This is a genomic window from Microcoleus sp. T3_A4, assembly GCF_036700465.1.
Taxonomy (GTDB): domain Bacteria; phylum Cyanobacteriota; class Cyanobacteriia; order Cyanobacteriales; family Microcoleaceae; genus Microcoleus.
In genome coordinates this window covers 1-10,676 of the sequence record NZ_JAUBOY010000093.1, presented here as the reverse complement: position 1 = coordinate 10,676, position 10,676 = coordinate 1, and the positions used below count along the sequence as shown (strand labels likewise).

Below are 10,676 nucleotides of genomic sequence, written 5' to 3'. Positions count from 1 at the left end.
ACTTTACCCTCGCTCTCGCGAGCGCATAACCCAGGCTACGTCAAGTGCCATCGATATATTCAGCAAGCCCTAATTAGCCACCCCTTCGCTGTCCGATATAATCCACGTTTTACTCTTGTTCCAGAAGCTTTCCACCACTCGGGTTTTTCGCCGACTTTAGGCAGTTCGTCACCATCGAGAAATGAAGTTTTTGAAGTATATGATTCTTCGGTTTCGACGAATTTGATTCCGTACTGTTCGCACAGTTGAGCTATTCTATCTTTTAACCTACTCGTGGGAATCTGAACAAATTTTTGATTGGTCTTTGTACCCATATTTATCAAATCTTTCTGATTCGTGTTCCATCCAAATATGACTGTACCTATCTGGGATGATACACAATGATTGATGACTTTACGAGCAGCTTTATTAACTGCATCCCGCATTGTTCTATTTCTGTTTTCGGTCAGCCGTTCCAGTCTTTTCGACCAGAATCCATTATCTTTTCCCGACATCAAGGTTGCCACTCGTTTGTTATAGCCTTGGTTGATGGACTTGAGATGCCTTCCGTCTACGATGAATGAAGTTCCAATATTGCTAACACAAGTTATCCAGTTGTCCATCCCATGATCTATCATCAATACAGAATCAACGGTAACAGAGGATTGGACAGCTTCTTTTTGGTAAACCAATTCCAGATAGAAACATCCATTTCTAGGCAAGAGCCTATACTCTCGAATAGAAGAATGTTCTAAGTTAGATGGCATGGTTAGATAGAACGCATCTATGCCAAACCAAGCTTTAATTTGCTTCCCTAAAGGAAATCGTAACATTCCATCTTTTAATTTGACCGATCTACCTGTAAATGTCACCAGCGCTAATCCGCCTTGTCTGTATCCAGGAAGTCTTGGATGTTGCGTCACTGTCCCTTCTTTAACTCCAGCCAGTAAGCCTACATAGGAATTGAAAGATTCAGCCACGCTACTCAATATCTGCTGTGCGGTATCTGAATAAAAAGCTTTGTAATGAATGTTCCGATTGTCCGTTCCTAGAACTTTATGCAGCTTGGCTTTACTCGGTATCCTTCCCGTTTTGAAGAATAGTTGTCGGGCATAATAAGTTCCACAATTAATTAACTTTGAGGCTTCACTGCACAAAAACTCTAAGATTGCTTTCAAGTCTTTGTCTGGACTAATTAGATTTTGCTGGCATCCATACACTCTGTTTTCCTCCTGGGTTTATATTAGCATAGTATTCTTGATTAAAGATTCAAGTATGCCTACAAAACCACCAATCAAAAAATATGGTCGGCGGTTGAAACCGCTACCGACTTCCTCCCCATGTCTAAAGCCAGGGGCTTCCGTCTCGTTCTTCGGTGAATCACGCAACTCTTACCACCGCATCCCGAATTAGGTTTGCAGTTACACAAAGAGTCCTAGGGCGCCCCAAGTCTAACTGCAAATCTCCTAGTGCTAATAGCTTCTACTTCTGCTTGCCCAATTTAAGCAACCACAACTGCTGTTTTAGCATTCTCACTCAACATCAACTGGCCTGTTCCATCAATACTAAAATCTTTCCCCAGCACAAAACCCTTGCCCATCAACCGCTGGCAAACAACCAGGGCAGTGATTCGGCGAATTTCTTCCATCACGTCAGCAGGAATCAAATAACTCAAACTCCAGATCACGGACTCACAGTCATACCAAATCAAACGCTCAATACTGACAATCATCAAAGCAGCTAAACTGTCAACAGGCAGCCTCCCTCTGAGATCCGCAATCAAATCCTTACCAATTAAGCTATTGCGAGTCATCATCGCTCTAGCCATCTTCCCAATTTCTTGTTCGAGTTCTAAATGATTCATGCTTGGCACTGGCTTTTATGTTTTTAAAGCACTACTAAAAGTAAAAACAGTAGCCGCTACCAGGCTCTGCCATAGCGTAGCCGACGCAGGCTCTACCGTAACTCCTTTTAACAAAGTATACCTAAAGAAAGATCAAAAATGTATCTAAAGGCAGATACCAAAATATTATTTTTTTGATTTTAATTGAGAAACCAATTCCCACAAGAGTTTTTACGAGCAGCGAATTGAATATTTGTACTTGATCGAGGTCGGAGTAAAGTCAATCGATTTTTGATTTTTGATTTTTGATTGAAGAATGGGGGAAAGCGACCTCACGGATGAATCCGGGGGGTTGTACCCAGGCTGCTTTCGGTCGAAGATTTTGGTAAATTCGCTACATAATAAGGAAGTAGTTACTTCGGAGAAAAAACAGCAATGGCTGCAAACCAGGCAGACATCGATATTGCCCCCTTGATCGACTACGGCCTGATCGACCCCACCGCTACGCCAGAGCAAGTAGAACACTGTTGCCAACAAGCAGAGAGATTTGGCTTTGTCACAGTTTGCGTGTATCCCGCCTACGTCAGACAAGCAGTTGAGCTGCTGCACGGCAAACGTCCCAAAGTCTGTACAGTTATAGGTTTTCCCACCGGTGCTTCGACTTCAACGGTGAAAGTTTACGAAGCTCTAGAAGCAGCAGATAATGGAGCCGTAGAGTTAGATGTCTCCGTTAACTTAGGATTGTTGAAAGCGGGAAGAATCGACGAATTCCACCGGGAACTAGCCCAAATTTGCGAAGAAACCAATCTCACCATTAAAGCAATTATCGAAAGTTCGCTCCTTTCCGATGCCGAAAAACAATTAGCGGCTGAGATTTGTATGGAAGCCGGCGTCGCCTACATCAAAACCAACACTGGCTTTTTTGGCCCGGCGAAAGTTGACGATGTACGACTGCTGAAAGAAGTTACGAAGGGAAGGATCGGGATTAAAGCGGCGGGCGGAATTCGTACTCATGAACAAGCTCTAGATTTGGTAGTAGCTGGGGCAACTCGTTTGGGGACTTCTCGCGGGCCTGAATTACTTCGCCAGCGGGATAATTTAGATAAAAGTCATTAGACAGTTGTCAGTTGACAGTGGGCAATTGTCATTAGTCATTAACTGGTTCCAAGCCTCGGCCTGGGAATCCATATTTAGAGGCTCTGCCTCGGCTGGGATTAGGAGGCAGAGCCTCTGGATCTGCGTTACCAGGCAGAGCTTGGTAACGAGTATCTAATAAAAGTTCTGCGTCGCGGACTGTTTTTGCTACTGTCCTTGTAAATCTAAAATCTAAAATCTAAAATCTAAAATCGAGTGACTCGAACTTACAAAGCAACTGGAATCAATCTTAAGAGTGCGCCGATGGGCGAATCCGATCGAGTGCTGACAATTTTGACGCGGGAATTCGGCTTAATTCGAGCCGTAGCACCGGGTGTTCGCAAACAACGATCGACCATTGGCGGTAGAAGTGAATTATTTGTTGTCAACGAATTGCTAATTGCCAAAGGCCGATCGCTCGACAAAATTACCCAAGCCGACACGGTACAATCCCATCCGGGTTTGAGCCGCAACCTCGGAAAACTCTCCGCGGCGCAATATCTGGCCGAATTAGCGATCGCCAGCGCCCTTTCCGATGAGCCCCAAGAAGAACTTTTTTGGTTGCTGGGCGAACATTTGAGCCGTTTAGAGCGTTTGTCCGATCGCACAGAAATCCAATCCGCCGCCGTGCTTGTCGCCCACCTCAGCCACGGCATTTTTCACCTGCTAGCCTTAGCCGGCCTCGCGCCCCAAGTCCAAGTTTGCTGCGCCACCAGACAGCCGCTGATCCCAAATTTCACCGATCCGAACTGGCAAACCGGGTTTAGTATACCCTCTGGGGGAACCTTCAGCTTGTCCGAGCTAGCTAACCTAGAGGCAGAACTCTCTTCAGAAATCGGTAGCTTGTACAAATCCGCTTCCCGTTCCCGGCAAACAAATGGCAGCAAACACTTGACAAATTTCGAGATTAATGCTAAGGAATTAGCAGCGCTGCAACAGTTGGCTAGTCCAGAACTAGGAGAGGGGATTGCCGATCGAACAACTTGGGTATCAGTAGAAAATATTTTGCGACAATATGCCCAGTATCATTTAGGTTGCACGATTCGGTCGGGAAGCTCGATCGACACCTACCTAGAGAGTTTTGAGTTTTAAATTTTGAGTGTGGATTTAAATAGGTGAAGGGGCGATCGTACATCGCACCTCCAGCCGGGGGGATACCCGAACCTGTAGGCAATTTCAGGTAAATTCTCAAGGTTGTTGCGACATCAGATAATAGATAGAGATAAAGTTACGAGATTATTAATAAACTTAGGGGTTAACCACCTCAAATTCAAATTCCCATCCCCCCAACCTCAACCACCCCAGGCTATCCACCCCAAATTCTATGATGCGACTGTCTGATTCTGATTTGACAATATCTGTTTTAGCCGTAACCCACCACAAGATGGAAGAACGAGAAAATTTTCCAGAGTTTGACTCTTATCCCGTCTCCGCCGATCGACAATGGAGCAACGTCCCAGACCCAGAAATGGATAAATACCCCACAACTCCAGCACCAGACTGGAACAAGGGCAATAGCCCACAGCCCGAAGCAATCCCCCCGGTTCCCACACCAGAGCCAGCAGCAGAACTCTCCGAAGCAGTAGCCGAAATTCCCGAAAAACAAACGGGATTTCTGCCAGTGCTCAAAAACCCAAATTTTCTAGCATTGTGGAGTGGGCAAGTTTTCTCCCAACTAGCAGATAAAGTTTATCTCGTACTGACGATCGCCCTCGTAGCCAGCCGCTTTCAAGCGCCAGATCAAACCATCAGCAGGTGGGTATCGGCAATCATGATCGCCTTTACCATTCCCGCAGTGCTGTTCGGGGCCGCTGCAGGCGTGTATGTCGATCGCTGGTCGAAAAAAGCAGTGCTCGTCGCCACAAACCTCCTCCGGGGAGCCTTTGTGTTAACCTTGCCCGTGCTACTGTGGCTCTCTGACGGGTGGGAACTTGGTCAACTGCCGCTCGGATTCTGCTTGCTGCTGCTAGTAACATTCCTAGTCTCGACTCTAACTCAATTTTTCGCCCCAGCAGAACAGTCAGTGATTCCCCTAATTGTGGAACGCCGCCACCTGCTATCAGCAAACTCCCTCTACACCACAACCATGATGGGGTCGGTGATTATTGGCTTCGCAGTCGGAGAACCCTTACTAGCTTTAGCCGACACCCTATTTTCCAACCTCGGCGGCGGACTCGGCATCGGCAAAGAATTAGTAGTAGGGGGAAGTTACGCCTTCGCCGGAGTGCTCTTGCTGTCGATGCAAACAGGCGAAAAAAACGAAGTCGAACACGAACCGCCGCACCCCTTAGCAGATTTGCGAGATGGGCTGCGTTACATCAACGATCAACCGAAAGTCCGCAATGCTTTAATTCAACTAATTATTCTATTTTCCATTTTTGCAGCCTTGGCAGTTCTAGCAGTTCGGCTGGCAGAAATCCTCCCCGGTATGAAAGCATCACAATTTGGCTTTTTGCTGGCGGCGGTGGGCGTTGGCATGGCTGCTGGGGCGACGACAGTCGGCTATCTCGGCCATAAATTTTCTCACTCTCAACTGAGTTTAATCGGCTCGATTGGCATGGCACTTGCTCTGATGGGCCTTTCTGCATTTACACACCATTTGTGGCTATCGGTGCTGTTCATTACCCTGTTGGGTTTATTTGCCTCATTGGTGGGAGTGCCGATGCAGACTACAATTCAAGCAGAAACTCCAGAAGAAATGCGGGGAAAAGTCTTCGGGCTGCAAAACAATGCCACTAATATCGCTTTGAGTTTACCGTTGGCTTTGGCCGGGGTAGCCGAAACATTTCTGGGTTTGCCGACAGTATTTTTGGGTTTAGCAGGATTAGCGATGGCTGGGGGTGTCTTAACCTGGTATATTTTCCGTAGCAGTAATAGCAAAGTCGATCGAATCTAAATAAATAACAAACTCTGATTTACTGGAATGCACATCGCTTGGCTAGGAAAAAAATCACCTTTTTGCGGTAACGTCACTTACTCCAGGGAAGTCACCAACGCACTATTAGACCGGGGATACCAGGTTAGTTTCCTGCACTTTGCCCAAGAGGCGGACTCACTGGACAGGAACAATACGGGGTGGAGCATGGCAAATGGTTCATGGGGAAAGGGAATTACTCAAACCTCATATACCACTTCGCTCTCGTCCGCCAGTTGCAACGAAGTCTCTTTACCCTGTCACTACAAATCGCAAATTTATACGATTCCCACTCTCAAGTCCCGCACAGTGCTGATGAAATCTCTGCGGCGGCTGAAACCAGATGTGGTTCACGCTTCCCTGACGCTTTCGCCTTTAGACTTTCTGCTGCCGGAAATTTGTCAAGAATTGAATTTGCCTCTGGTGGCGACTTTTCACCCGCCGTTCGATCGCAAATTGCGGAATTTGACATCAGGCACCCAACACCTGATGTATCAACTGTACGCTCCGTTTTTGGCTAACTACGACTCGACGATCGTATTTTCTCAGATTCAGCGGGATATATTGGTGAAGTTGGGAGTGCCACAGGAACGGGTGGCTGTGATTCCCAACGGCGTGGATGCTGTTAAATATTCTCCAGGGCCTTCGGGGTTGAAGTCGGAATTAAAGGCCGATCGAATTTTTGTTTACCAAGGCCGCATTGCCCAGGAGAAAAATGTCGAGTCGATGCTCAAGGCCTGGAAACACTGTAATTTTGGCCCTGGGAACGTATTGGCTATCGTAGGCGACGGGCCCCTAGCCGCCTCGCTGCAACTGTTTTACGGCGAAGATGATGGCATTGTGTGGCTCGGATTTGTTGCCGAGGAGGAACGCCGGATCGAAATTCTGCGGGGTGCAGACGTATTTATTTTGCCTTCTTTGGTGGAGGGACTGTCGCTGTCGCTGCTGGAAGCGATGGCCTGCGGTTTAGCTTGTTTGGCAACCGATGCCGGTGCTGACGGCGAGGCCTTGGAGGAAGGCGCGGGGATAGTTTTGAATACTCAGCGGGTACGAAGTCAGTTGCAAACCTTGCTGCCGCTGTTTTGCGATCATCCTGAGTTGGGAATGCTGCTTGGTCAAAAAGCACGCCAACGGGCGATGGAGCGATACACTCTCAGTCAGAATATTACTGAGTTGGAAAAGCTGTACTCAGAGGTTTTGCAAAAGCAGCGCGTACTAATTCGGGGTTTAGCATGAATGTTTTGATTGCTCGTTCCCAGGCTCTAGCCTGGGAACGCAGATCCGGAGGCTCTGCCTCCTCCTTTGCCCCAAGCCAGGCTCTTTTACTCGTTACCAGGCTGGAGCCTGGGAACCAGTTAAGGCAGAGCCTGGGAACCAGTTAACGGCACCTTTCGGCAAACGCCTGGGAACCAGTCATTCCTCCCCAATCTAAAATCCAAAATCGCTTACCCTCCCGGCCGCAAATAATCCAAAAGTCGATCGCCCGAATCGGCCCGAATCAAAGCAACCACAACATCCGGCAAACTTCCCAAACTCGGATAAACAAAATAACGCGGTTCCCACCGCGGCCCAAACTTATCTTTAAAACTGTGCAATCCCTTAAAATTATAAAACTTGCTCAAGTGAGCCGAAAGATAAATTAAAACCTTTTCCAACCGCCCACATTTCTCAGATTCTCCCACTCCCGCCAAAGCAGACAAACCCAAATCAAATTCTTGATATCCCAATTCTTGACAATGCTGCAACATCGAAGCAAACAAACACTCCATCGTGCCATTTTCCACCTCAGTGCGACGCCGCATTAAATCAACTCCAACTACCCCATCTCCCGCCGATATCATATTAGCAAAAGCACTAATTCTACCGTCGGGAGTGTGGAGTGCTACGGCGCGAGTTTCCCGCAAATATGCCTCGTCAAACCAACCCACCGAAAACTTTTTTTCCGCACCCTGAACTATTTGCAGCCACTCGTCGCTCACAAGTTTCATTTGCCGTATCAATTCGGAACTTAAAGGAGGTTCGTAAAATTCAATTTGATAACCAGCTTTTGTAAGTCGGTTGATAGCAGTTCTCAAGTTTTGATTGCTCTTGCCTTTGAGAGTAAAAGTTTTGAGATTGACAATAGCTTCTTCGCCAATTTGCACCACTCGAAAACCGAGAGTAGAATACATTTCTAGATCCTGGGGCAAAGTTTGATAAAATGCTGGATACCAATCATTGCGATAGCAAAATTCTTGAAACCCTAGAATTGCTTCTTTGCGGTCTTCAACAGGCCCGATGGGGTCTCCCAAACCGATCGCACCTCTACCTTTCGGCACGTAGGCGATCGTACTTTTTCCCGAAGGACTAAAATAATAAGATTTATCCTGAAGCAACGCCAGTCTTGCTAGGGTTGTCCGCCCATATTTTGCTACAACTTCTTGAGCTTTATTCCGTTCCGAAATACTTGCCGAATTTCGCAGCAGCACCGGCCGCAGAAGCATTAAAAGTGCGTAACCAAGCGTTACCGTACCTACAGCATAAATCGAATCCGCAAAAAAGTTAGCAAACCGAGTTTGCGGAACCAACCCCGCATTGTCCGCCGTAAAAAACATGGCAACAGTTTGGAATATAGCATCGTCCCAATCGAAATTAACCGCTTGTCCGTTAACTTGAAAACCCCCATCCAGAATATAAAAACCCGCCGTCCCGTAGGCCAGCGTAAACAGCAAAGCCCCCAGCAAAACCCGGATTCCTTGAGCAATTGAAGGGCGATCGGATTTAGCCGTAAACGTCTGTCGCATCACCAACAACTGAAACAGCAGCACCCCAGAAAGCAAGCTTTCTTCAACATCTAATCCCTTGACTAAATGAATTACAATAGAAACGATTAACAATCCCACCGTCAGCAACCAAGCAATCCGCTTGCGCCGCAACAAATTAGTGGCCAGAGTTAGCAGCATAAAGCCGATAACTGCTGCAAAAAAATGGCCGCCCGCACGCACGGGAAAAGGAAAAAATGGCTCCAACCAATTTCGGCGATCGGGTAAACTGGGAGTTACAGCAGACAGCAGGTTAATAACTCCTACCAATCCGGTTAAAAATGATGCAGTCCAGAGTCCAATCCTAGTTTTTTGGGGTAACACTGTTGACCTTTCTAATTTTTCTGTGTTGCCAGTGATATTTTAAACTGTTTTCCAACATAGCTCAAAGAATCGGCTAAATGCTTGTGCCAATAATTCCAACCGACATCCGGGCCAACAATCCCGTGTCCTCCCGGAAATTTTTTAAACTCGTTGGCTATACCCAAACTGTTTAATTGCTCGTGGAACTGTTGAGTGGAAATCAGAAATTTTTCGTCTGCTTCCCCCGCATCCAAATAAGCGCGCAACTGCTGTTTATCTTTAACAGGGAGTTTTTCCACTAAATATTTAGGACTGTTAGCCTTGCCGCTTTGATCTGTAAAATAACCGCTGTGGCTGAACAGAATATTAAAATTATTCAAGTAGCGCAAACCGATATTAAAAGCTCCCCAACCCCCGGAAGATTGTCCTCCCATTGCCCAGAATTTGGGGTCTTCCAGCGTTCTGTAGCGCGATTTTACGATGGACACTAACTCGGAGCCGATGGCACTTCCCACCTTACCGTTGGGCCCGTCAAAATACTGCGGGTCCCACAAAGGACTCGTACCCCGCTTGTCGTTCCCGTCAGGAGTAATTACAATTGATGGCGGCAATCTTTTGCTTTTATATAAATTGTGAAGCACAGAAGTAACAGCGGCTTTGTCCTGATAAGCGCGCGCGTCTCCGTGCCCGCCGTGCAGCAAAAAAATCACTGGATAGCGCTGTTTGAGATTATTTGCGTACCCAGGCGGCAAAATTAAGCCATAGGTGCGCTCTGAATTCATAGCTGCACTTTTATATGTTTTGAGTTCAAAATTTAAGTTGGCATCTACTACTACTTTCGGAGGGTCTAACTGAGGTGCCCCGGCAATAAAAACGTACCAGTATCCAGTCGCACCGAGGAGGATGATTGTACCCGTACCGATACCTAAAACTTTTCCCAGCCACTTAGGCATACTTTCAATCTCTCTTTTTGGTCGGCGATCGCAATCCGTACATTATATGCAAGTATATTGTAGAACTGTAGGTGAGGTCGATCGCACATTGTGCAGCATTCTCAGTAACGGGCAAGATGCCGGTTCCACAGTTAAACTGCAACGATACATTATTCAATTCTTTAATCTAAAATGGTATGACTTATCGAAATCCCGCTCCTACAGTTGATATTATCATCGAATTAGCCGATCGCCCCCATCGGCCGATCATACTCATCGAACGCCGCAATATTCCCTACGGCTGGGCAATTCCCGGCGGTTTTGTCGATTACGGGGAAGCGGTAGAAACGGCGGCAAAACGCGAAGCTTTAGAAGAAACAAGTTTGAATGTAGAATTAATTGAGCAGTTTTACGTTTATTCTGACCCAAATCGCGACGCCCGCGAACACACTATCAGTATTGTATTCTTGGCTTCTGCAACGGGCGAACCTCAAGCCGCCGATGATGCTAAAAGTTTAAAAATTTTTGAATCTTGGCAGATTCCTCGTGAATTGTGTTTCGATCACGATCGGATTTTGCGCGATTATTGGCGTTACCGTCATTATGGATTGCGGCCGCGTTTGTAGGGTGAGGATTTGTTAACCGCCGATGCACGCGGATTAACGCAGATTGATTGCTATGATTTATCGGTGATTTATATCAGGTTCGGGTAATTACTTATAATGTGAATTCGGCCGCTCGAACTTGAATTCGGGCGCTCGAACTTGAAT

10 protein-coding genes are annotated in these 10,676 nt (G+C 46.8%); 5 read left to right on the top strand and 5 right to left on the bottom strand.

All coding sequences use genetic code 11. The features are described 5' to 3' along the window. Positions 1-59: 59 nt before the first annotated feature. On the bottom strand, positions 60-1,199 hold the full coding sequence (locus tag QUA07_RS29100; RefSeq protein WP_333332509.1) for a transposase: 1,140 nt from the start codon (positions 1,197-1,199) through the stop codon (positions 60-62). 281 nt (positions 1,200-1,480) lie between these two features. Continuing rightward, entirely contained in the window at positions 1,481-1,843 is a 363-nt protein-coding gene (locus QUA07_RS29095; protein ID WP_333215283.1) for a hypothetical protein, read from the bottom strand. 414 nt (positions 1,844-2,257) lie between these two features. Here QUA07_RS29095 and deoC point away from each other — a divergent pair, with 414 nt between their 5' ends. The 4 genes from deoC (at position 2,258) to QUA07_RS29075 (ending at position 7,106) form a co-directional block, all read left to right on the top strand. Continuing rightward, positions 2,258-2,938, top strand: coding sequence for a deoxyribose-phosphate aldolase (gene deoC, locus QUA07_RS29090; RefSeq protein ID WP_333332505.1), 681 nt, complete (start codon positions 2,258-2,260; stop codon positions 2,936-2,938). Between the two features lie 234 nt (positions 2,939-3,172). Further along, on the top strand, positions 3,173-4,048 hold the full coding sequence (recO, locus tag QUA07_RS29085; RefSeq protein ID WP_333332501.1) for a DNA repair protein RecO: 876 nt from the start codon (positions 3,173-3,175) through the stop codon (positions 4,046-4,048). Positions 4,049-4,280: 232 nt separating this feature from the next. After that, positions 4,281-5,852 carry an MFS transporter gene (locus QUA07_RS29080; RefSeq protein ID WP_333332498.1) on the top strand — a complete coding sequence of 524 codons (1,572 nt, stop codon included), beginning with the start codon at positions 4,281-4,283 and terminating at the stop codon, positions 5,850-5,852. 27 nt (positions 5,853-5,879) lie between these two features. After that, positions 5,880-7,106 carry a glycosyltransferase family 4 protein gene (locus QUA07_RS29075; RefSeq protein WP_333332495.1) on the top strand — a complete coding sequence of 409 codons (1,227 nt, stop codon included), beginning with the start codon at positions 5,880-5,882 and terminating at the stop codon, positions 7,104-7,106. Between the two features lie 209 nt (positions 7,107-7,315). Here QUA07_RS29075 and QUA07_RS29070 read toward each other — a convergent pair whose 3' ends face one another. From QUA07_RS29070 to QUA07_RS29060, 3 genes are read right to left on the bottom strand one after another with little or no spacing between them, the layout of a single operon-like run. Continuing rightward, positions 7,316-8,995: a phosphatidylglycerol lysyltransferase domain-containing protein gene (locus tag QUA07_RS29070; protein WP_333332492.1), complete on the bottom strand. Its 1,680-nt coding sequence runs from the start codon at positions 8,993-8,995 to the stop codon at positions 7,316-7,318. Positions 8,996-9,006: 11 nt separating this feature from the next. Continuing rightward, entirely contained in the window at positions 9,007-9,927 is a 921-nt protein-coding gene (locus tag QUA07_RS29065; RefSeq protein WP_333332489.1) for an alpha/beta hydrolase-fold protein, read from the bottom strand. Between the two features lie 4 nt (positions 9,928-9,931). Beyond that, positions 9,932-10,084: a hypothetical protein gene (locus QUA07_RS29060; protein ID WP_333086190.1), complete on the bottom strand. Its 153-nt coding sequence runs from the start codon at positions 10,082-10,084 to the stop codon at positions 9,932-9,934. 19 nt (positions 10,085-10,103) lie between these two features. On the opposite strand from QUA07_RS29060, the gene QUA07_RS29055 reads away from it, so the two are divergent. After that, positions 10,104-10,532 carry an NUDIX hydrolase gene (locus QUA07_RS29055; RefSeq protein WP_333332486.1) on the top strand — a complete coding sequence of 143 codons (429 nt, stop codon included), beginning with the start codon at positions 10,104-10,106 and terminating at the stop codon, positions 10,530-10,532. Positions 10,533-10,676: the final 144 nt, after the last annotated feature.

Coding starts and splice junctions, on each gene's coding strand:
- QUA07_RS29055 (WP_333332486.1), top strand. CDS start 10,104: ATGACTTATCGAAATCCCGCTCCTACAGTTGATATTATCATCGAATTA.
- QUA07_RS29075 (WP_333332495.1), top strand. CDS start 5,880: ATGCACATCGCTTGGCTAGGAAAAAAATCACCTTTTTGCGGTAACGTC.
- QUA07_RS29095 (WP_333215283.1), bottom strand. CDS start 1,843: ATGAATCATTTAGAACTCGAACAAGAAATTGGGAAGATGGCTAGAGCG.
- deoC (WP_333332505.1), top strand. CDS start 2,258: ATGGCTGCAAACCAGGCAGACATCGATATTGCCCCCTTGATCGACTAC.
- QUA07_RS29065 (WP_333332489.1), bottom strand. CDS start 9,927: ATGCCTAAGTGGCTGGGAAAAGTTTTAGGTATCGGTACGGGTACAATC.
- QUA07_RS29080 (WP_333332498.1), top strand. CDS start 4,281: ATGATGCGACTGTCTGATTCTGATTTGACAATATCTGTTTTAGCCGTA.